The organism is Paracoccus sp. (in: a-proteobacteria) (assembly GCF_030538695.1).
In the GTDB taxonomy this organism is placed as follows: Bacteria; Pseudomonadota; Alphaproteobacteria; order Rhodobacterales; family Rhodobacteraceae; genus Paracoccus.
Window position 1 is genome coordinate 1 of record NZ_JAUNTN010000013.1, and the last position, 19,838, is coordinate 19,838.

Annotated in this window: 18 protein-coding genes; 5 read left to right on the top strand and 13 right to left on the bottom strand. The window is 61.5% G+C overall.

What is annotated here, in order from left to right; all coding sequences use genetic code 11:
• A partial coding sequence (locus tag Q4G24_RS08550; protein ID WP_303366101.1) for a beta-ketoacyl synthase occupies positions 1 to 872 on the top strand: 872 nt, incomplete at its 5' end.
• Positions 873 to 1,753: 881 nt separating this feature from the next.
• Here Q4G24_RS08550 and Q4G24_RS08555 read toward each other — a convergent pair.
• Positions 1,754 to 2,659 (bottom strand): invasion associated locus B family protein, encoded by a 906-nt coding sequence (locus Q4G24_RS08555; protein ID WP_303366102.1) that lies wholly within the window; start codon positions 2,657 to 2,659, stop codon positions 1,754 to 1,756.
• 557 nt (positions 2,660 to 3,216) lie between these two features.
• Between Q4G24_RS08555 and Q4G24_RS08560 the strand changes: the two genes are divergently transcribed.
• Complete coding sequence (locus Q4G24_RS08560) at positions 3,217 to 4,689, top strand: helicase HerA-like domain-containing protein (protein ID WP_303366209.1); 1,473 nt, start codon at positions 3,217 to 3,219, stop codon at positions 4,687 to 4,689.
• Here the strand turns inward: Q4G24_RS08560 and Q4G24_RS08565 are convergent.
• A complete protein-coding gene (locus Q4G24_RS08565) occupies positions 4,632 to 5,075 on the bottom strand; it encodes a DUF6477 family protein (RefSeq protein ID WP_303366103.1) in 444 nt (147 codons plus the stop codon). The two genes, Q4G24_RS08560 and Q4G24_RS08565, sit on opposite strands and share 58 nt — an antisense overlap.
• 88 nt (positions 5,076 to 5,163) lie before the next feature.
• On the opposite strand from Q4G24_RS08565, the gene Q4G24_RS16625 reads away from it, so the two are divergent.
• The 3 genes from Q4G24_RS16625 to Q4G24_RS08575 all read left to right on the top strand — a co-directional run bounded on the left by Q4G24_RS16625 (position 5,164) and on the right by Q4G24_RS08575 (position 6,811).
• The gene (locus Q4G24_RS16625) at positions 5,164 to 5,649 is read left to right on the top strand and encodes a hypothetical protein (RefSeq protein ID WP_368660935.1); all 486 of its coding nucleotides are present in this window, start codon (positions 5,164 to 5,166) and stop codon (positions 5,647 to 5,649) included.
• On the top strand, positions 5,633 to 6,193 hold the full coding sequence (locus Q4G24_RS16630) for a DUF6456 domain-containing protein (protein ID WP_368660936.1): 561 nt from the start codon (positions 5,633 to 5,635) through the stop codon (positions 6,191 to 6,193). The genes Q4G24_RS16625 and Q4G24_RS16630 overlap by 17 nt, the downstream gene beginning before the upstream one ends.
• Before the next feature lie 87 nt (positions 6,194 to 6,280).
• A complete protein-coding gene (locus Q4G24_RS08575) occupies positions 6,281 to 6,811 on the top strand; it encodes a CAP domain-containing protein (protein ID WP_303366104.1) in 531 nt (176 codons plus the stop codon).
• 39 nt (positions 6,812 to 6,850) lie between these two features.
• Here the strand turns inward: Q4G24_RS08575 and Q4G24_RS08580 are convergent, their stop codons facing one another.
• From Q4G24_RS08580 to mdh, 11 genes are all read right to left on the bottom strand, one after another.
• Entirely contained in the window at positions 6,851 to 7,336 is a 486-nt protein-coding gene (locus tag Q4G24_RS08580) for a lytic transglycosylase domain-containing protein (protein ID WP_303366105.1), read from the bottom strand.
• 98 nt (positions 7,337 to 7,434) lie between these two features.
• Positions 7,435 to 8,823: a dihydrolipoyl dehydrogenase gene (gene lpdA / locus Q4G24_RS08585; protein WP_303366106.1), complete on the bottom strand. Its 1,389-nt coding sequence runs from the start codon at positions 8,821 to 8,823 to the stop codon at positions 7,435 to 7,437.
• A gap of 65 nt (positions 8,824 to 8,888) precedes the next feature.
• On the bottom strand, positions 8,889 to 9,287 hold the full coding sequence (locus tag Q4G24_RS08590; RefSeq protein WP_303366107.1) for an MAPEG family protein: 399 nt from the start codon (positions 9,285 to 9,287) through the stop codon (positions 8,889 to 8,891).
• Positions 9,284 to 9,538 carry a hypothetical protein gene (locus Q4G24_RS08595; protein ID WP_303366108.1) on the bottom strand — a complete coding sequence of 85 codons (255 nt, stop codon included), beginning with the start codon at positions 9,536 to 9,538 and terminating at the stop codon, positions 9,284 to 9,286. The genes Q4G24_RS08590 and Q4G24_RS08595 overlap by 4 nt, the downstream gene beginning before the upstream one ends.
• 53 nt (positions 9,539 to 9,591) lie before the next feature.
• On the bottom strand, positions 9,592 to 11,157 hold the full coding sequence (gene odhB, locus Q4G24_RS08600; protein WP_303366109.1) for a 2-oxoglutarate dehydrogenase complex dihydrolipoyllysine-residue succinyltransferase: 1,566 nt from the start codon (positions 11,155 to 11,157) through the stop codon (positions 9,592 to 9,594).
• On the bottom strand, positions 11,154 to 14,126 hold the full coding sequence (locus Q4G24_RS08605) for a 2-oxoglutarate dehydrogenase E1 component (protein WP_303366110.1): 2,973 nt from the start codon (positions 14,124 to 14,126) through the stop codon (positions 11,154 to 11,156). The genes odhB and Q4G24_RS08605 overlap by 4 nt, the downstream gene beginning before the upstream one ends.
• A 185-nt stretch (positions 14,127 to 14,311) precedes the next feature.
• Positions 14,312 to 15,196: a succinate--CoA ligase subunit alpha gene (sucD, locus tag Q4G24_RS08610; protein ID WP_303366111.1), complete on the bottom strand. Its 885-nt coding sequence runs from the start codon at positions 15,194 to 15,196 to the stop codon at positions 14,312 to 14,314.
• A 50-nt stretch (positions 15,197 to 15,246) separates the two neighbouring features.
• Positions 15,247 to 15,789: a hypothetical protein gene (locus Q4G24_RS08615; RefSeq protein ID WP_303366112.1), complete on the bottom strand. Its 543-nt coding sequence runs from the start codon at positions 15,787 to 15,789 to the stop codon at positions 15,247 to 15,249.
• On the bottom strand, positions 15,786 to 16,985 hold the full coding sequence (gene sucC / locus Q4G24_RS08620) for an ADP-forming succinate--CoA ligase subunit beta (RefSeq protein ID WP_303366113.1): 1,200 nt from the start codon (positions 16,983 to 16,985) through the stop codon (positions 15,786 to 15,788). Before sucC ends, Q4G24_RS08615 begins: the two co-directional genes overlap by 4 nt.
• Before the next feature lie 268 nt (positions 16,986 to 17,253).
• The gene (locus Q4G24_RS08625) at positions 17,254 to 18,801 is read right to left on the bottom strand and encodes a hypothetical protein (RefSeq protein WP_303366114.1); all 1,548 of its coding nucleotides are present in this window, start codon (positions 18,799 to 18,801) and stop codon (positions 17,254 to 17,256) included.
• 72 nt (positions 18,802 to 18,873) lie between these two features.
• Positions 18,874 to 19,836 carry a malate dehydrogenase gene (gene mdh / locus Q4G24_RS08630; protein WP_303366115.1) on the bottom strand — a complete coding sequence of 321 codons (963 nt, stop codon included), beginning with the start codon at positions 19,834 to 19,836 and terminating at the stop codon, positions 18,874 to 18,876.
• Positions 19,837 to 19,838: the final 2 nt, after the last annotated feature.

The following is a 19,838-nucleotide window of genomic DNA, read 5'->3' on the forward strand; positions in this document are numbered from 1 at the left end:
GGGACGAAAATTACCGCACCGTGTTCGAGGAAGGGAAGAACCGCGTTCACCCCTTTGTCGTGCCTAAGCTGATGAATAACGCCGCCGCCAGCCATGTCAGCATGGAGTTCGGCTTGCGTGGCCCGTCCTTTACCGTCGCCACCGCCTGCGCCAGCAGCAATCACGCGATGGGGCTGGCGTTCCAGATGGTGCGATCCGGCGCGGCGCGGGTCATGCTGACCGGCGGGGCCGAGGCGATGCTCTGCTTTGGCGGCGTCAAGGCGTGGGAAGGGTTGCGCGTCATGTCCAAGGACGCCTGCCGTCCGTTCTCGGCCAATCGCAACGGCATGGTTCAGGGCGAGGGTGCCGGGGTTTTCGTCTTTGAAGATTATGACCACGCGGTTGCCCGTGGTGCGGATATTCTGGCGGAGGTCATTGGTTTTGCAATGTCCTCTGATGCGCAGGACATTGTTATGCCAAGCGCGCAGGGGGCCGAACGTGCCATTACCGGCGCGATGCAGGATGCCCGGCTGAACCCGGAAAGCGTGGGCTATATCAACGCGCATGGCACCGGAACGGCGGCCAATGACAAGACCGAATGTGCCGCTGTTGCCCATGCGTTCGGCCATCATGCTGACCGGCTGATGATCTCGTCCACCAAGTCGATGCATGGCCATGCCATTGGTGGCACCGGGGCGATCGAAATGCTGGCCTGTATCATGGCGCTGCGCGATGGGGTGATTGCGCCGACGATCAATTACGAAGAACCCGACCCGGAATGTGCGCTGGATGTGGTCCCGAACGAGGCGCGTGAGGCGCGTGTCGATGCGGTCCTGTCCAATGCTTTTGCCTTTGGCGGGCTGAATGCGGTTATCGCATTGCGCCGGGTTTAGTGAGGCGCTTGACGGTTGATGGTGCTGGTGATGCCGACCGGCTGGCTGCTTTGTGATGCGGCAAGGGTCTGATCCAGAAGGTTTTTTCTGATGGGCTGGGGGCGTTTATATCCCGGTCATGCTGGGGCAGGGCAGGGGATCGGGCAGGCTGTCAGCGCGCGTTTAGCTTACCAATCCGCCTGATGGCTCTGAGCAGCAGTCCGGAGAATGGGTTTCATCAAGCCTGCTCAGGGTCTTGTTGCAAGATGCGCCGGATACGCATGACGAATGGCACCCGGATGCAGGCTGATTGCTTTTGTTGCAAGGATTTGGTTTATATAAGAAAAATAGATGGGTCCGCGAATATGGAAATGGTGCTGGTGCCAGAATGGCAGATGATAAGTAAGGGGCTGGACAGAAGCGGCAATCTTTTATCGCAAGGCTTTTGAGGAGGAGATTCTGAAAGCAGCGGGTTATGTGGCGTTTGTCGCAAATAAGCCTTGCAATGCCTCATGCTGGTTTCTGCTTTGATCGTTTTCCCAGAAAGGCGATGCCGTTATCGTCGCCCGGTTCCGGCAAGAAGACGCATTGGGCGTTCGGGCAAAGCAACTCAATCATTCCGCGCGGGGTCTGACAGTTTCAAGACCATGAAGCGGCCCGTTGTTTCCAAGCGGCGATTTCTGAAACGCAGCGCCATGTCACGCGGCATCCGGAGGCTTCTGGTTGATGGAATTGGAAAACAGATACGCTTGATTACTTGAGCGACAATTTTCGTGGTTCGCGTAACAGAAACACCAAGAAACGGTGACGGGCGGCACCGGCAACATTTCGTCGGCCAGATCACCAAGCCTTGACCGTTGAGGGCGCCCGGTCAGCCGGACGCCCGATGTTTCTTGCTTGGATCAGTTTGCAGCCGCAGCGCCGGCGCGCAGTTCGGCGGCATAGGCGGCCAGCGCGTCATAGCCGGCGGTAAAGCCGGTCAGCGACAGGCTCAGGTCCACGGCCTGATCTTCGGGGGCGCCAAAGGGCAGCAGGGTCACAGTGGCCTTGTTGCCGCGCTTCATTGCGGTCAGTTCCTCATTGGTCAGGCCGATGCGCGACACGCAGCCGACAGGGGTGCAGACCGCAAACGGGTAAGCGTTCTTTTTGCCGCTGTCGATCTGCATGGTCAGCCCGTGCATCAGGTCGGTTTCAAGCGGTGCAACCGCGGTCGCGCCAGCCGCCACGCCACGCTGACCTTCCAGCGGGATCAGCGACAGTTCGGCAACAGCAGTGCCATTGCTGTCTTTCATCAGCTGATACAGCTCGCAGGGGTCGGTGTTCGAAGCGGTGTGGATGCAGCGCATGGTCCAGTCACCATGGGTCGCGCGGGTATAGCTGGAGCCGGGTTGCGGTTCCGTGCCTTCACCTTCGGCCGGGGCGGTTTCTGCGGGTGCTGCGGCGGTGCCGTCCGCCGCCGGGGTTTCGGTTGCCGTCGTTGCTTCGGTGGTGGCCGGAGCCTCACCCGCCACTGCTGCGGCGGCATCCTGAACAGCCCCGGCAGCCGCATCTGCGGCTGCACCAGCGGCATCCGCAGCTGCGCCCGCCGCCTCAGTAGTGGCATTGGCAGCAGCTTCAGTCGCGGCATTGGCAGCATCCGCAGCGGCATTTGCTGCGTCGCTTGCGGCGGTGGCCGCACCCTCAACCGCATTGGCGGCGGCCTGTGGCAGCGGCGTGGTGGTGGCCGCGTCTTGTGCGAAAGTTGCGCCTGCCGAAGCGGCAATGGTCAGCATCGCGGCCAGCAGGGCCGGAGAGGTCTTGACTGCCATGGTCATTCCTTTCTTTCTGAATGGGCCATTCAAGGCTTGCTCTTGAGCTATCATGCCGAAACCGGCTTGTCATTCCTTGCCGTTCACTGACGACCGATGCGCCGCACACATCAGCGCGAACGATCACCCCCGCGCGAGCTGCGGCGACAGCCCCCTGCATGAACATGGAAAAAGGGCCGCAATAGCGACCCTTTTCCGTTCCCACCCTGCCGGACTGGCCGGTCTTATTGGGGCCGAAGCTAGAGCCGCTCTGCGCTTGGGTCAATCACTTTCACAAATCTGACATCATCTATTTTCTGCCTTTATCCTTACGCGACTGCGGGCCTTTCCGCCTTGGAAACGCCGCAGCCCGAAGGCTGCGGCGAGGGACAAGAAGGAACACCAGCCAAACGGAGCTACTTGGCCGGATGGCTTCTTCATGGCACAGAGGTCTTAATAAAGCGTTCACGCGGACGCATTTTCTGACGCAAAGGGTGAAAAACGTGCAAATCGTCGATCTGGATCAGGGAACCTTATTCGTTGGCGGCGGTGGTCAGGACTATGCCGAAGCCCAGCAAATGCTGCTGAAATACGGCAACCGCCACGGGCTGATCGCAGGGGCGACCGGGACAGGGAAAACCGTCACGCTGCAAGTTCTGGCCGAAGGGTTTTCCATGGCCGGGGTGCCGGTTTTCCTGTCGGATGTGAAGGGCGATCTGTCGGGAATCGCCAAGCCGGGCAGCGATCAGGCGAAAACCCATCAGGCTTTCACCGACCGTTCCGCGACCATCGGGCTTGATCTGGAATATCGCAAATTGCCGGTGACTTTTTGGGATATCTGGGGTGAAAAGGGCCATCCCGTGCGCACCACGCCAGCCGAAATGGGGCCGCTGTTGCTGTCGCGGCTGCTGGATTTGACGGCGGTGCAGGAGGGGGTGATGAACATTGCCTTCCGCATCGCTGATGAGCAGGGCCTCGCGCTGGCGGATCTGAAGGATCTTCAGGCGATGCTGGTCTGGCTGGGCCAGAATGCGGCCGAGATCTCGCTGCAATATGGCAATGTCTCGACCGCCAGCGTGGGGGCGATTCAGCGGGCGTTGCTGGTGCTGGAAAATCAGGGAGGCGGGCTGTTCTTTGCAGAACCGGCGCTGGAATTGTCGGACCTGATCCGGCAGGATGCGCAGGGGCGCGGGATGATTAACGTGCTGGCTGCAGAAAAGCTGATGAGCGCGCCGCGCCTTTATGCGACCTTTCTTTTGTGGCTGATGTCCGAGCTGTTCGAGCAGCTTCCCGAGGTGGGCGACCCGGACAAGCCGGTGATGGCGTTCTTTTTCGATGAGGCGCACCTGCTGTTCAATGATGCACCCAAGGCGCTGCTGGACAAGATCGAGCAGGTGGTGCGGCTGATTCGCTCTAAGGGGGTGGGGGTGTATTTCATCACCCAAAACCCGACCGATGTGCCTGATTCGGTTTTGTCGCAGCTTGGTAATCGGGTGCAGCACGCGCTGAGGGCCTTCACGGCCAAGGATCAAAAGGCGCTGCGTCAGGCGGCGCAGAACTACCGCGCTAATCCTGATTTTGACACAGTGGATGCGATCCAGCATGTCGGCACCGGCGAGGCGGTGACATCTCTGTTGGAAAACAAGGGGGTGCCGGGCATGGTTCAGCGCACATTGGTGCGGCCCCCGGTCACGCAGCTTGGCCCGATCACGGATGATGAGCGTACGGCGATCATGGCAACCTCGCCGCTGGGGCTGAAATATAATCAGGTGATCGATCGCGAATCGGCCTTTGAAATCTTGTCGCGCCGCGCCGAAGAAGCCGCCGCCGAGGCCGAAAAGGCCAAGGCGGTCGATGATCTGTTCAAGATGGAGGGCGGCAGCGCCCGCAGTCGCGGATATTCCGCGCCGCAGATCAAGGCGGCGCAGCAGACTTCGATTGCCGAAGATCTGGTTGGCACGCTGGGTAAGACCCTGACGCGGCAAGTCACCAATCAGGCCAGCCGGGCGATCATCCGCGGCGTTCTTGGCTCGCTGTTCCGCGGGCGCTGAGCGCGGATTTCTGCCAGAAGCGCGATCAGCAGCCGGATATGGCGGTGCAGGTCGTAATCCGGGGCGCGGTTCAGCCGCGCCTCGTTCAGACGGGCTTCCTCGGCCCGCAGGCGCGGTAGCGCAACATCCGCTGTCGGCAAGTGATCGTTGCGCAGCAGACGCGGCAGGTCACGTTCGCGTCGCCAGCCGCTTTGTCCGGCCTGCGCGGCCCGGACCAGAAGTCGGGGGCGGCGCAGCGATTCGCGGCTGGGAAAGGCGATAATCATGCAATTCTGACGGTGCATCGGGAACTCCTGATTACTGATATGGCCAGAATGAAACAGCTTTTGCGTGTGTTGCGCTGTGCGGAGGATGCGCGGGCGCTTTGGCAGGGATTCCTTAACCATTCTTAGCGATTGGTAAGCATATCAGCCTGCCGAACCTATCGGTGAAACAACCCAAGGGCGTAAACCCCAAGGAATTACAGGATCAAAGATGAGCCTTCTGCCTGCCGATCTGACCCCGAAAACCGCGTTGCATCCCGATTGCGCCATGTATCGCCGCCACGTTGAAAACGGCGAATCCATTCGCGCACTGGCCCGAGAAGCGGGTTGCCATCCCTCAACCATGATGCGCCGGATTCGCCGTTTTGAAAGCCGCCGCGATGATCCGCTGGTGGATGCGGCGCTGGATCGCCCGGCCTCTGCGGCGGATCAGCGCCAGCTTCAGCGCATCCTGCGTCGTCTGGCTGAGCCGGGCGCGGTGCTGGCGGTGGCGGCCGGGATGGACAAGGCCATTGTCAGCCGAGATGAGATGCGCACCGCGATTCTGGATGCCACCCTGGCCGAGCATCTGGCGCTGCAAGGCTGGGTTGAGTTGATCGGGCAGGGGCGCATCGCTCGCTATGTCCTGACGGCTTCGGGGCGGGCGGCGCTGCGGGCGATGTTGGGGGGGGGCTGGCCCGGTGCTGCGGGCGGCTGATCTGCGTACTGCGCAAGCGGTCGACCTTGGCCCGGAGGCCGCGCAGGCGCATCGGGTTTGGGATCGGCGCGTTATCAAAGATCCCGAGACCGGTCAGCGCCGCCGGGCGCGGGTGAACCTTGCCGAAAGCCCGGTGCAATTGCTGGCGCGGCGACGTGGGCCGGATGGCAAGCCCTTCCTCAGCCGCGACGAAATTGCCGCAGCCGAGCGCATCCGTGAGGATTTCGAGCTGGCGCAGCTCGGACCGCGTGTCACCCAGAATTGGGATCGCTTTATGACCTCTGGGGTCGAGGCGGGGCGGGGAACTGGCGGTGACGGTTCTTTCGCTGCGCGCGATCGGGTGGCGGCGGCCCTGCGGGATCTTGGGCCGGGGATGGGAGATGTGGTGCTGCGGGTCTGCTGTTTTCTGGAAGGTGTCGAGGCGACCGAGCGCCGTCTGGGCTGGTCGGCGCGTTCCGGCAAGGTCGTTCTGCGGCTGGCTTTAATGCGGCTGGCGCGGCATTATCAAGTCACTTATGGCGGTGGCACAAGGCTGATCGGTTAACGGCTGCTTAACTATAATGCCAAGTAATCGTTGATTTTTGTGTGGGAGTGTGGTCGGTTCAGGGAAGTGTTTTACAGGCTTGAACCGATGACTTTGACTCGCCTCTTTGCCCTTGGCTTTACCCTGATCCTGACGGCCTGCGGCCAGGGTTCCTCGCCCGCTGACGGGACCAGCCCCTATGATGTGCAGGCTGCGGCCCCCGGTCAGGCGCAATGCTTTACCACCAGCGCGGCAGATAACGCCAAGGGTGCGGCGGCGACCAGTGCCGTACGCCGGGCGCAGGGGCAGGTGCCTGTGCGGGCCAATGATGTGCTGGCCCGCGCTGCTGCGGCCCATGCTTGCGATATGGCAAAACGCGGGTTTATGTCTCATGCCGGGTCAACCACGACGGGGCCACGGCCACGGGCGAAAGCATTGGGCTTTTCACCGCAGATCATTGCGGAAAATATCGCGGCAGGGCCGTTCAGCCTCGACCGGGTTCTGGCGGAATGGAATGCATCTTCCGGCCATCTCAGCAATATCCTGATCCCGCAAATGACCGACTTCGGGATCGGTCGCGCTATTGGCAGCGACGGGCGCACGGTGTTTTGGGCGGCGGTTTACAGCACGCCGGGCTGAATTGTTTTGCCGGGTGGCATGTGCCGCCCGGCAGAATCGTCAGGCCCGCAATCCGGTTTCTTGCAACAGGCCCTTACGTTTGGCCTCGTAGTAATAGCCGCTTGCATACCATTTAATCGCGGCATCATGGTTGCCATCCGCGACCAGATAGGCACCGCGCAAATATTTCACGCCATAATTCAGGTTGTTATCGGCATCCAGAAGCCCTTCCGGGGTGCCGCGATAGCCCATCGTTTTGGCCGTAGCGGGCAGGATTTGCAGCAGGCCATAATAGGGACCATTGCGGGCCTTGGGACGGTGACGGCTTTCGCGGATGGCCAGCCGGTGAACCAGATCGACCGGAACTTCGTGATGCGCCGCCCAATAGTTGATTTTGCGGCGCAATTCGGGTGTTTCATTCGGATACAGCGCCAGCCGGTCTTGCGCTTGAGTTAACGGCTGTTGCTGCGATCGGGGTGCGCTGCCACAGGCTGACAGCGCGGTCAGGATAAGGGCAGAGCCAAGAAAATAACGACGGTTCATCATGTTTCCATCAGAAAAGGGCGGCCCAAGAAGGCCGCCCGATCCCTATGTCCGCGCCAAAGCCGCTGCAAGGGGGCGCTGACGCCCCGGCGGCTTTCTGCTTAAACGTGGATTGCACCGGCGCCGCAGGCCAGCGCCGCTTCGCGCACGGCTTCCGAACAGGTCGGGTGCGCGTGGCAGGTCAGGGCAATATCCTCGGCCGAGGCACCAAAAGACATGGCCACGCAAACCTCGTGGATCATTTCGCCCGCATTCGGGCCAATGATATGACAGCCAAGCACGCGGTCGGTGTCGGCGTCCACGATCATCTTCACGAAACCATCAGCCTGCATCATCGCCTTGGCACGCGCATTGCCCATGAAGGGGAACTTGCCGGTCTTGATCTTGCGACCGCTGGCCTTGGCGGTTTCTTCCGTCAGGCCGACGCTGGCGACCTCGGGCGTGGTGTAGATCACACCGGGGATCACGTCATAATCAACATGGCCATGTTTGCCTGCGATAGTTTCCGCGACGGCCATGCCCTCATCCTCGGCCTTATGGGCCAGCATCGGGCCGGTGATGGCATCGCCAATGGCGTAGATGCCCTTCACGTTGGTGGCCGAATGCGCGTCCGTGGCAATCTGGCCGCGTTCCGTCAGTTTCACGCCAAGGGCATCAAGACCAAGCCCCTCGGTAAAGGGTTTGCGGCCCGTCGCGACCAGCACCACATCGGCCCTGATCTGATGTTCGCTGTCGTCTTTTTTCAGCTTATAGGTGACGGTTGCGCCATCCTTGCCAGCCTCGGCCCCCTGAACCGCTGCACCAAGCACGAAGTTCAGTCCTTGTTTGGTCAGGATTTTCTGGAACTGCTTTTGCACCTCGCCGTCCATGCCGGGGGTGATGGCGTCGAGATATTCCACCACCGTGACATCCGCGCCAAGGCGGCTGTAAACCGAGCCAAGCTCCAGCCCGATGACGCCCGCGCCGATGACCACCATGGATTTCGGGGTTTTCGGCAAAGACAGCGCGCCGGTGGAGTCGACGATCACGCCCGCGTCGTTATCCACCGTGATGCCCGGCAGGCTGGACGGCACCGAGCCAGAGGCGATGACGATGTTTTTCGTATCATAATCCTTGTCGCCCACGCGCACTTTGCCCGCTGCCGGAATCGAGGCCCAGCCCTTGATCCAGTCGATCTTGTTCTTTTTGAACAGGAACTCGATCCCCTTGGTGTTGCCGCCAACGGTGTCGGCCTTGTAGGCCTGCATTTTGTTCCAGTCGACCTTGGGAGCATCCCCGATCAGGCCCATTTTCGCAAAGTTTTCATGGGTTTCATGCAGCATATGGCTGGCGTGCAGCAGGGCCTTGGACGGGATGCAGCCGACGTTCAGGCAGGTGCCGCCAAGGGTGTCTCGCCCTTCGACCACGGCGGTTTTCAGCCCCAGTTGGGCGGCGCGGATGGCGCAGACATAACCGCCGGGGCCGGCGCCAATCACGATAAGATCATACATGGGTGGTTCCTTTCCTTGACCGCGGAACCGGGGGCTTCGCGCCCCCGGACCCCCGCGGGATATTTTTATGAAGAAGAAAGCAGGGCGGTCAGCAGCATGGTCATCGTTGCCAGAAAACCTGTGGCCCAGATAACGGAACGCCAGGGCGACCAGCCAAAGGCATAGGCTGGGACATAAAGCACCCGTGCGATCAGATAGAGCCAGGCGCAGATGGCCGTCATCTGGCTGGCGCTGTTGCCAAGCGTTACGGTGATGACGGCGATCGTGAACAGGATCAGCCCTTCGAAATGATTGTTCACGGCGCGGCGCAACCGGCCGGTGATCGGACTGAATTGCGGCTGGCTGTCACGAGGGCTGGCGTTCCAGTCGGCACCGACATCGCGGTTCATCACCGCCCCGGCAAGGCCAATCTGGACGGCTTGCAAAAGCGCCGCCAGCGCCAGAACGGTCAGCTCGGTGGTCATGCGGTTTCCACGAAATGCAGCGTGGCAGAACGCACACCGGCCTGCGCATTGAACACGCCCGCCGGCCCGTTCAGATAGTCATTCGCGCGTTTGGCGTCGCTGACCGAAAACAACGCCCATGCGCTGCGGTCGTTTTCGCGCCACAATTGCAAGAGGGACAGGCCTGCATTGCCGCGATCTTCGGCATCAGCATCGAAGGCGGCCTTGAAACCGGCGTAATCGGCGATTTGATAATTCATCAGCAGTTGCATGGGGCCGTTCCTTTTGGAAAGGGGCGGCACCGATCTGGTGCCGCCCGTTCGGGTTACAGGTCCATCAGCAGACGGCGCGGGTCTTCCAGCGCCTCCTTGACGCGGACAAGGAAGGTCACGGCGCCTTTGCCATCCACGATCCGGTGATCATAGGACAGCGCCAGATACATCATCGGACGAATGACGATCTGACCGCCGACCACAACCGGGCGGTCCTGAATCTTGTGCATCCCGAGGATACCGGATTGCGGTGGGTTCAGGATCGGTGAGGACATCAGCGAGCCGTAAACACCACCGTTCGAGATGGTGAAGGTGCCGCCCTGCATGTCGTTCATGGTCAGCTTGCCATCACGGGCGCGCGTACCGAGTTCGGCGATCTCTTTTTCGATCCCGGCAAAACTTTTCTGGTCGGCGTCGCGCACGACCGGAACCACCAGACCCGTAGGGGTGCCGACAGCCACGCCCATATGAACGAAGTTCTTGTAAACCACGTCGCCGCCGTCGATTTCGGCGTTGACCTCGGGGACTTCTTTCAGCGCGTGACAGCAGGCCTTGACGAAGAAAGACATGAAGCCAAGTTTGACTTTGTGTTTCTTTTCAAAGGCATCCTTGTATTCGTTGCGCAGGCCCATAATGCCGGACATGTCCACCTCATTATAGGTGGTCAGCATCGCGGCGGTGTTTTGCGCGTCTTTCAGACGGCGGGCGATGGTGGCGCGCAGGCGGGTCATTTTCACCCGCTCTTCGCGGCGCGCATCCTCGGGCGAGGACGGCGCACGCGGGGCAGCCACCGGGGCGGGGGCGGCGCTGGTGGCGGGGGCGGCGCTGGTGGCGGGGCGGGCATTGGCCACGTCCTCTTTCATCACCCGGCCATCCTTGCCCGAGCCTGTGACCTGATCGCGCGAAATGCCCTTTTCAGCCATGGCCTTCTTCGCCGAAGGCGCGTCCTCGATATCCTTGCCCAAGCCTTTGGCTTCGGCGCGGCCTTTCGCAGCAGCGGCGCTTTCCGCGCGCTCAGACTGTGTGGCGCTGGCCGTTGCCCCGGCGAGGATCACCGCCAGTTTGCCATTCGCTTCGACCGTATCGCCCTCATTGGCGATGATTTCCGACAGCACACCGGCGGCGGGGGCGGGAACCTCGACCGAAACCTTGTCGGTTTCCAGCTCGCACAGCATTTCATCCTGCGCCACGGCATCGCCCGGTTTCTTGAACCAGGTGGCCACGGTCGCCTCGGTCACGGATTCACCAAGCGTCGGCACCATGACATCGACCGGCTTGCCATCGGCTGCCGGGGCCTCGCCGCCGCTGGTCAGGCCCTTGGCTTCGGCGCGGTCCTTGGCGGCAGCGGCGCTTTCCGCCCGTTCCTTCACGGTGGCCGATGCGCCTTCACTGATCTGCGCCAGCAGGGCGTTGGGTTCGACCGTTGCGCCTTCTTGCGCGATGATCTCGGCCAGAACGCCAGCGGCGGGGGCGGGAACCTCGACCGTTACCTTGTCGGTTTCCAGCTCGCACAGCATTTCATCCTGTGCGACCGCATCGCCCGGTTTCTTGAACCAGGTGGCCACGGTCGCCTCGGATACGGATTCCCCCAAGGTGGGGACGCGGACTTCGACGGTCATTTCTGTTCCTCGTTGCTCAGAGCTTCGTTCACAAGCGCCTCTTGTTCCGCCTTGTGGCGCGAGGCGAGGCCGGTGGCGACCGAAGCCGCGGCGTTCCGGCCGACATAGCGGGGGCGCGGGTGTTTGGCGTCAATGCGCTTCAGCACCCATTCGATATTGGGTTCAACGAATGTCCACGCACCCTGATTCTTGGGTTCTTCCTGACACCAGACGATTTCAGCGCCCTTGAAGCGTTCCAACTCCTTGGACATCGACTGCGCCGGGAACGGATAGAACTGTTCCAGCCGCATCAGGTAAACATCGGTGATCCCGGCCTCGTCCCGCGCTTTCAGCAGGTCATAATAGACCTTGCCCGAGCAGATCACCACGCGGCGGATCTTGTCATCCGCCACCAGTTTGGTGTCGGAATAGCCACGTTCGGCATCATCGGGCAGGATGCGGTGGAAGGTCGAGCCAGAGGTGAACTCCTCGGCGCGGCTGACGGCCTGCGGGTGACGCAGCAGCGATTTCGGCGTCATAATGACCAGCGGCTTGCGGAAAGGCCGGGCGATCTGACGGCGCAGGATGTGGAAATAGTTGGCCGGGGTCGAGCAATTCGCCACGATCCAGTTATCCTCGGCGCAGCCTTGCAAAAAGCGTTCCAGACGGGCGCTGGAATGTTCCGGGCCTTGACCTTCAAAGCCGTGCGGCAGCAGCATGACCAGACCGGACATGCGCAGCCATTTCTTTTCGCCCGAGCTGATGAACTGGTCGAACATGATCTGCGCGCCATTGGCGAAATCACCGAATTGCGCTTCCCACAGGGTCAGGGCGTTGGGTTCGGCCAGCGAATAGCCGTATTCAAAGCCAAGCACCGCATATTCCGACAGCATCGAGTCATGCACCTCATAGGCGGCCTGACCCTGACGGATGTTGTTCAGCGGATAGTAACGCTGTTCTGATTGCTGGTCGATAAAGGCGGAATGGCGCTGGCTGAAGGTGCCGCGCGTCGAATCCTGCCCGGTCAGGCGGACCGGCTTGCCCTCCAGCAGCAGGCTGCCAAAGGCCAGCGCCTCGCCGGTGGCCCAGTCGAAACCTTCGCCGGTCTCGAACATCTTTTGCTTGGCTTCCAACTGGCGGCCAACGGTCTTGTGCAGGTTAAACCCTTCGGGCGCACGGGTCAGCGCGGTGCCGATCTCGGCCATGGTTTCGGGCGCGATGCCGGTCTGGCCGGCGATATATTCCGCACCTTCGATTTCCAGCCCGGACCATTTGCCATCCAGCCAGTCGGCCTTGTTCGGCTTGAAGTTCTTGCCGATCTCGAACTCTTCGTTCAGATGCGCCTGGAAGGCGGCCTTCATATCCTCGATCTCGCCTTCGGGGATCAGCCCGTCCTTGACCAGACGTTCGGTATAAAGTTGCAGCGTGGTCTTGTGGGTCTTGATCTGCTGATACATCGCCGGGTTGGTGAACATCGGTTCATCACCCTCGTTATGGCCAAAGCGGCGATAGCAGAAAATGTCGATCACTACATCCTTGTGGAACTTTTGCCGGAACTCGGTTGCGACCTTGGCGGCGTGGACCACGGCTTCCGGGTCGTCGCCATTGACGTGGAAGATGGGGGCCTCGACCATCAGTGCGATGTCGGTCGGATAGGGCGAGGTGCGGCTGAAATGCGGCGCGGTAGTAAAGCCGATCTGGTTGTTCACGATCACATGGATGCAGCCGCCCGTGCGGTGGCCACGGATCCCCGACAATTGCAGACATTCCGCAACGATCCCCTGACCGGCAAAGGCCGCGTCACCATGCAGCAGCACCGGAATGACGCTGGTGCGGTCGATGCGGTCGCCCAACTGGTCGCCCTTGGCCCGCGCCTTGCCCAGCACCACCGGGTTCACGGCCTCAAGATGCGAAGGGTTGGGGGTCAGCGACAGGTGGACCTTGTTGCCGTCAAACTCGCGGTCAGAGGACGCGCCGAGGTGATATTTCACGTCACCCGAGCCATCCACATCCTCGGGCTTATAGCTGCCGCCCTGAAACTCGTGAAAAATCGCCCGGTAAGGCTTGGACAGCACATTCGCCAGAACCGACAGGCGGCCCCGGTGCGGCATCCCGATCACGACCTCTTTGGCGCCAAGCGCACCGCCGCGTTTGATGATCTGTTCCATTGCCGGGATCAGCGCCTCGCCGCCATCAAGGCCGAACCGCTTGGTTCCCATGTATTTGACATGCAAGAACTTTTCAAAGCCTTCGGCTTCGACCAGTTTGTTCAGAATGGCGCGCCGACCGTTGCGGGTAAAGGCGATTTCCTTGCCGTAGCCCTCGATCCGTTCTTTCAGCCATGCGGCTTCTTCGGGGTTCGAGATATGCATGTATTGCAGCGCGAAAGTGCCGCAATAGGTGCGCTCCATCAGGTCGGTGATCTGACGGATCGAGGCAACTTGCAGCCCCAGCACGTTATCAATGAAAATCGGGCGGTCCAGATCACCGGGGCCGAAACCATAGGTTTTGGGGTCCAGTTCGCCATGCGAGGGCATGTCGCGCATCCCCAGCGGGTCCAGATCGGCGTGCAGATGGCCGCGGATGCGATAGGCGCGAATCAGCATCAACGCCCGGATGCTGTCCAGCACCGCGCGGCGCAACTGTTCATCCGTCAGCGAAACGCCCTTTTCGCCCGCCTTGCCTGCGATCTTTTTCATCGCGGCATCGGCTTCGGTCTTGCTGGCCATCGGCCATTCGCCGGTCAGCGCCGACGTCAGGTCATCGCCCGGCTGCGGCGGCCAGTCGGCACGGCGCCAGCTTGCGCCCGCAGCCTCTCGTGCAACATCATCACCATCATCGCCAAGGCCGCTGAAAAACGCATCCCAGGCGGCATCCACCGCCGAGGGGTCTTTCGCCCACTGGCCATAAAGCTGTTCGACATATTCCGCATTATGGCCCTGCAAAAAGGACGAATCGTGGAACGCGGTGTTGGGGGATTGGTCGTTCATTGCATGACCTCGAACGGGTTAAGACCGGGGTTGACGTGAGAAGGGAAGCCGGGCGCAGCGCCAAAGACGGGACGCAGGCCGATGCGGGCCTGCCTCCGATCCCTGGCTGTTGATCCTGCTGCCATGTCCCCTCCCTCAGCGGTATCCGTGGCCCCTAATGTAGTCAGGGGCCACGGGATTTCAAATCACTTGCCCATGGCTTTCAGCACGGCTTCGCCAAGGCCGGCGGGGCTGTCGGCAACCACGATCCCGGCGGATTTCATCGCCTCGATCTTGGATTCCGCGTCGCCTTTGCCGCCGGATACGATTGCACCGGCGTGGCCCATGCGGCGGCCCGGAGGTGCGGTGCGACCCGCGATGAAGCCGGCAACCGGCTTTTTGCGGCCCCGTGCGGCTTCGTCCTTGAGGAATTGCGCGGCTTCTTCTTCGGCGGAACCGCCGATTTCACCGATCATGATAATGGCGTCGGTTTCGTCGTCGGACAGGAACATATCCAGCACGTCGATATGTTCCATGCCCTTGATCGGGTCGCCACCGATGCCGACGGCCGAGGACTGACCCAGCCCCACGTCCGAGGTCTGCTTCACCGCCTCATAGGTCAGCGTGCCGGAGCGCGAGACCACGCCGATGCGGCCGCGCTTGAAGATGGAACCGGGCATAATGCCGATCTTGCATTCGTCCGGGGTCATGATGCCAGGGCAGTTCGGCCCGATCAGGCGCGATTTCGACCCGATCAGCGCGCGTTTCACCGCCATCATGTCCAGAACCGGGATGCCTTCGGTGATGCAGACGATCAGCGGCACCTCGGCGTCGATGGCCTCAAGGATGGAATCGGCGGCGAAGGGGGGCGGGACATAGATCACGCTGGCATTCGCGCCGGTTTTGGCGACGGCCTCGTGAACGCTGTCGAAAACCGGCAGATTCAGGTGCGACGAGCCACCCTTGCCCGGCGTGACACCACCGACCATCTGGGTGCCATAGGCAATCGCCTGTTCGGTGTGGAAGGTGCCTTGAGATCCGGTGATCCCCTGGCAGATGACTTTGGTATTCTTATCGACGAGAATGGCCATGTTGGCTTTTCCTTGAATTTAGCGTCCTGCCTGCCCCTTGCGGGGCTGGCTCATTTCGTGATGCGAGAGATGATGACTTCTGCGCCTGTAATGAGGTGCCGGTTTTGGCCGGGAACCCAGCCTGAGACCGAGAGCGTTTGCCCGTCTTTTCGGAACCAGTCAGCCCGACCGCGTTCCGTGGGAACCTTGCTCCAGCCTTGGCGCTGCAATTCGTCCGTCGCAACGGCCAGAACGGCAGCGCCATGGGTATAGGGCATAACCTGAATGGTGCAGTTCAGCCGGTCGTTTTGCTTATTAACTGCCATACGATGCACGCGGGCAAGCCCTTTGCCCGGCAGCCCCATCTTGACATAGCTCGCATCGCTCCATGTCTCGGCGTAGCTGTAACCCTGTTGGGTCAACGACGCGAGCGTTCCAGCGCCCTGCATTTCGGCGCGGACACAGGCGTTGGTCAGCAGGCGGGCTTCGGCAACCTCATCATAGGCTACGGGTTTGAGATCCGTTGCCGAGACAGCCGTTACCCCCGCCGGGGTCACGGTTTCCGTGCAGCCGACCAGAGCGAGCGTTCCGATCAAGAGGAGGAGCGTTTTCACCCCTTCACCGCCTTGACGATTTTTTCGGCACCGTCGCGCAGGTCGTCGGCGGCGATCACGTTCAGGCCGGATTCGGCAATGATCTTTTTGCCAAGTTCGACATTCGTGCCTTCCAGACGGACGACCAGCGGAACCGCCAGCCCGACTTCCTTCACGGCGGCGATAATGCCTTCCGCGATGATGTCGCAGCGCATGATGCCGCCAAAGATGTTGACCAGAATGCCTTTGACGTTCGGATCAGAGGTGATGATCTTGAACGCCTCGGTCACTTTTTCCTTGGTGGCGCCGCCGCCAACGTCAAGGAAGTTCGCCGGCTCGGCACCATAGAGCTTGATGATGTCCATGGTCGCCATCGCCAGACCCGCGCCGTTGACCATGCAGCCGATCTCGCCATCCAGCGCGATATAGTTCAGGTCGTATTTCGAGGCTTCCAGCTCTTTCGGGTCTTCCTCGGTGGTGTCGCGCAGTTCCAGAATGTCGGGGTGGCGATACAGCGCGTTGTTATCAAAACCAACCTTGGCATCCAGCACCTTCAGATCGCCCTGTTCGGTCACGATCAGCGGGTTGATTTCCAGCATTTCCATGTCTTTTTCGACAAAGGCCCGGAACAGGTTGGCGGCCAGCGTGGCCATCTGCTTGGACTGGTTCTTGTCGAAGCCATAAGCCTGCGTCAGCTTGCGGATGTGGAACGGCTGCAGGCTGGTTGCCGGATCGACGCTGAAGCTGACGATCTTTTCCGGGGCCGAGGCCGCGACCTCCTCGATGTCCATGCCGCCTTCGGTCGAGGCGACAAAGGACACGCGCGAGGTGCCACGATCCACCAGCAGCGCCAGATACAGTTCGCGGGCAATATCGGAACCGTCCTCAAGGTAGATGCGGTTGACCTGTTTGCCGACCGGGCCGGTCTGATGCGTGACCAGCGTCTTGCCGAACATCTGGGTGACATTCTCGACGACCTCATCAATCGACTTGGCCAGACGGACGCCGCCTTTTTCACCGGCTTCGGCCTCTTTGAACTTGCCCTTGCCGCGGCCGCCAGCGTGAATCTGGGATTTCACCACCCAAAGCGGACCGCCCAATTCTTTGGCCTTGGCGGTCACTTCCGATGCCGAGGGGTTCAGAATCGCGCGGCCTTCGCTGACGGGGGCGCCGTATTCTTTCAGTAGCGCCTTGGCCTGATATTCGTGGATGTTCATCACAATCCTCCGGTTGCAAATGCGGTTGCCGATTTGTGACATATTGGAAAACGGATTTCGACCGTTTTCCGCAGAATTGGTGAAAAATCTGTAAGTTTTTTCCGTTTGTGATCACGCAATTTCGGGCTGTGATCACAACCGGGCGTAATCTGTCTTTCGTCGCCTTGTGGTGCTGATAGGGCAGCCAGATCGCCGTTAGCGCCGTCAGTGGATCAAGGTCACGGCGCCGTGCGACCGTCGGATATGGCCCCGCTTGTGCGGGGACGGTTCAGTTCAGCCAGAGCGCAGCGAACACACCATCGCCCATCAGCAGGGTGTTGAACTGGTTCAGCGCATTGCCGTCGGCCAGCGGGCCGGTTTCTATATAGGGCAGCGCCCCGGCACCCTGAATCCAGTCGATCAGATCAATGGGGCGGGGGTCCGTGAACATCCGGCCGATATTGAGACCGCCGCCGCTGCGCCAATAGGGGATCAGCAACTCGCCCTTCAGGATCGCCTCGACCTCATCCAGCACCGCCAGCCATGCCGTGCCGGTTTCAGGCGGCAGGGCTACGCCGGTGGCGCTTTGCTGGCTGTCGTTGGGAATCCATTCGCGGGTGTTGTCGGTTTCCGCCGCGACGCGTTGCCAGAAAATGCGGTTATCCGCGATCATCGCCAGAAAGCTGGCATGGGCGGCCTGAGCCTGCGCGGTATCGGGCTGGCTGCGCAGGCTGAACAGCACCGCTGCCGCTGTGTCGATCCACAGGTCATCGACAATACTGGCCAGACCGTCATTTCCGGGCGGCAGCGCGGCAAAGGCTGCGCGGGTCTCCATCACGCGGGCGATGGAATCGGTCGGGTCATAGGTCAGCACCACCTGCGCGCTTCCGGACAGAAGATGCGTATAGGCCGACAGCCAGGCGGCATCCGCCAGATCGAAGCGCATCACCGGCAGGGTCGTATCGCCATCGTGGGCTTCGGGGCCGACACCGAACATCTGGCCCGCGATCTGCGCCAGATCCTCGCCGCTGTCGCGGCTGCCATTGGCGTTGATGTCGAACCAGAGGTCGGCAAAGTCGATGTCCAGCCCGAAATCGCTGCCCAGCCCGGCCAGGGGCGCGCGGGCTTGCTGCATCTGCGGCGGAATAGCGGCCATGATGTCGCGGATGATGCCGGGGGTGACGGGTTCAGCGGCGGGGTTGGAGGGCAACGGCAGCCGCAGCAAGGGCAGGTCGGCAAGATCATGCGACAGGCCCACGCGCCAGCGCGTCTGAAGTGTGCCCTCGACCGCTTGCAGGAAGGTCAGCCCGGCCAGTGCAAAGCGTTCCTCGGGACTGGGGTCCGCCAAGGCGGCCAGCCGTGCCTGCACCCCTGTGATGCCATCGCGGCCAATGCTGCGCGACAGAGCCAGATCGGGCGCGGGGCCGGTGGGCGTGGCGGTTTCGGCAGATGTTTCCGGGGCAGGCTCAGGTTCGGCCTCGGGTTCAGGTTCGGCAGGCTCGGGTGCCAGCTTCATCCGCACCGCGTAAACTTGATCAACTATGCCATAGATGCTGCCGACTGCGACAGAAATCTCATTACTGGCCTGTTCCAATGCGCGGCTGCTGGCGGCGAGGGCGTCTTCGGCGGGCGCCTCCAGCCCAGCCAGTGCCGCGATGTCGTCGGAAATAGCCTCGATTCGGTCGGCGCCGTCGTTGATCCGTTGTGCCGCGTCGCGGGCGCTTTCCGCGCCGTCCCGCAACCGCCCTGCGGTTTGTGCCAGATCGGGGGCCTGCGCCAGCACCGGCAGGCTGAACGCCGCCGTGAGCAGGGCGGCAGGGACGGAAAAGAGCTTCATAACACACCCTTTGATTGCAAAAGAAAACCCCCGGCACAGAGGCCGGGGGTTCGTGTCACGGTCAGCCAAAGATCAGGCCAGCGAGCCGTCGATGCCTTTGCAGGCTTCGACCAGACCCTTCACCGCATCCACCGATTTCTGGAACATGGCGTTTTCGTCGCTGTTCATCTCGATCTCGATGACTTTTTCGATGCCTTTCGCGCCGATCACGGTCGGCACGCCGACATAGAGACCGTTCAGGCCATAGGCGCCGTCCACATAGGCCGCGCAGGGCAGGACGCGCTTTTGGTCTTTCAGATAGGCTTCCGCCATTTCGATGGCCGAGGTTGCGGGCGCATAGAAAGCGCTGCCGGTTTTCAGCAGGCCAACGATTTCCGCCCCGCCGTCACGGGTGCGCTGCACGATGGCGTCCAGTTTCTCTTGCGTGGTCCAGCCCATCTTGACCAGATCCGGCAGCGGGATACCGGCGACGGTGGAATAACGGGCCAGCGGCACCATCGTGTCGCCATGGCCGCCCAGCACGAAGGCGGTGACGTCCTTCATCGAGACGCCGAATTCCAGCGACAGGAAGTGACGGAAGCGCGCCGAATCCAGCACACCGGCCATGCCGACGACCTTGTTCGCGGGCAGGCCGCTGAACTGTTGCAGCGCCCAGACCATCGCGTCCAGCGGGTTGGTGATGCAGATCACAAAGGCGTTCGGCGCGTGCTTGGCGATGCCCTCGCCGACCGATTTCATCACCTTGAGGTTGATGCCCAGCAGGTCGTCGCGCGACATGCCCGGCTTGCGCGGCACGCCTGCGGTGACGATGCACACATCCGCGCCGGCGATGTCGGCGTAATCATTGGTGCCTTTCAGGCGGGCGTCGAACCCTTCGGACGGGCCGGATTCGGCAATATCCAGCGCCTTGCCCTGCGGGGTGCCTTCGGCAATGTCGAACAGGACCACATCGCCCAGTTCCTTCATCGCCGCCAGATGCGCCAACGTGCCACCAATCTGACCGGCACCGATCAGTGCAATCTTGGGTCGAGCCATCA

Excerpts from the sequence above, each read along its gene's own strand:
- Q4G24_RS16625 (WP_368660935.1), top strand. The coding sequence starts at position 5,164 with ATGAGCCTTCTGCCTGCCGATCTGACCCCGAAAACCGCGTTGCATCCC.
- sucC (WP_303366113.1), bottom strand. The coding sequence starts at position 16,985 with ATGAACATCCACGAATATCAGGCCAAGGCGCTACTGAAAGAATACGGC.
- mdh (WP_303366115.1), bottom strand. The coding sequence starts at position 19,836 with ATGGCTCGACCCAAGATTGCACTGATCGGTGCCGGTCAGATTGGTGGC.
- Q4G24_RS08580 (WP_303366105.1), bottom strand. The coding sequence starts at position 7,336 with ATGATGAACCGTCGTTATTTTCTTGGCTCTGCCCTTATCCTGACCGCG.
- Q4G24_RS08560 (WP_303366209.1), top strand. The coding sequence starts at position 3,217 with ATGCTGCTGAAATACGGCAACCGCCACGGGCTGATCGCAGGGGCGACC.
- Q4G24_RS08595 (WP_303366108.1), bottom strand. The coding sequence starts at position 9,538 with ATGCAACTGCTGATGAATTATCAAATCGCCGATTACGCCGGTTTCAAG.
- sucD (WP_303366111.1), bottom strand. The coding sequence starts at position 15,196 with ATGGCCATTCTCGTCGATAAGAATACCAAAGTCATCTGCCAGGGGATC.
- Q4G24_RS08590 (WP_303366107.1), bottom strand. The coding sequence starts at position 9,287 with ATGACCACCGAGCTGACCGTTCTGGCGCTGGCGGCGCTTTTGCAAGCC.
- Q4G24_RS08555 (WP_303366102.1), bottom strand. The coding sequence starts at position 2,659 with ATGGCAGTCAAGACCTCTCCGGCCCTGCTGGCCGCGATGCTGACCATT.
- odhB (WP_303366109.1), bottom strand. The coding sequence starts at position 11,157 with ATGACCGTCGAAGTCCGCGTCCCCACCTTGGGGGAATCCGTATCCGAG.
- Q4G24_RS08565 (WP_303366103.1), bottom strand. The coding sequence starts at position 5,075 with ATGGTTAAGGAATCCCTGCCAAAGCGCCCGCGCATCCTCCGCACAGCG.
- lpdA (WP_303366106.1), bottom strand. The coding sequence starts at position 8,823 with ATGTATGATCTTATCGTGATTGGCGCCGGCCCCGGCGGTTATGTCTGC.
- Q4G24_RS08575 (WP_303366104.1), top strand. The coding sequence starts at position 6,281 with ATGACTTTGACTCGCCTCTTTGCCCTTGGCTTTACCCTGATCCTGACG.
- Q4G24_RS08605 (WP_303366110.1), bottom strand. The coding sequence starts at position 14,126 with ATGAACGACCAATCCCCCAACACCGCGTTCCACGATTCGTCCTTTTTG.
- Q4G24_RS08625 (WP_303366114.1), bottom strand. The coding sequence starts at position 18,801 with ATGAAGCTCTTTTCCGTCCCTGCCGCCCTGCTCACGGCGGCGTTCAGC.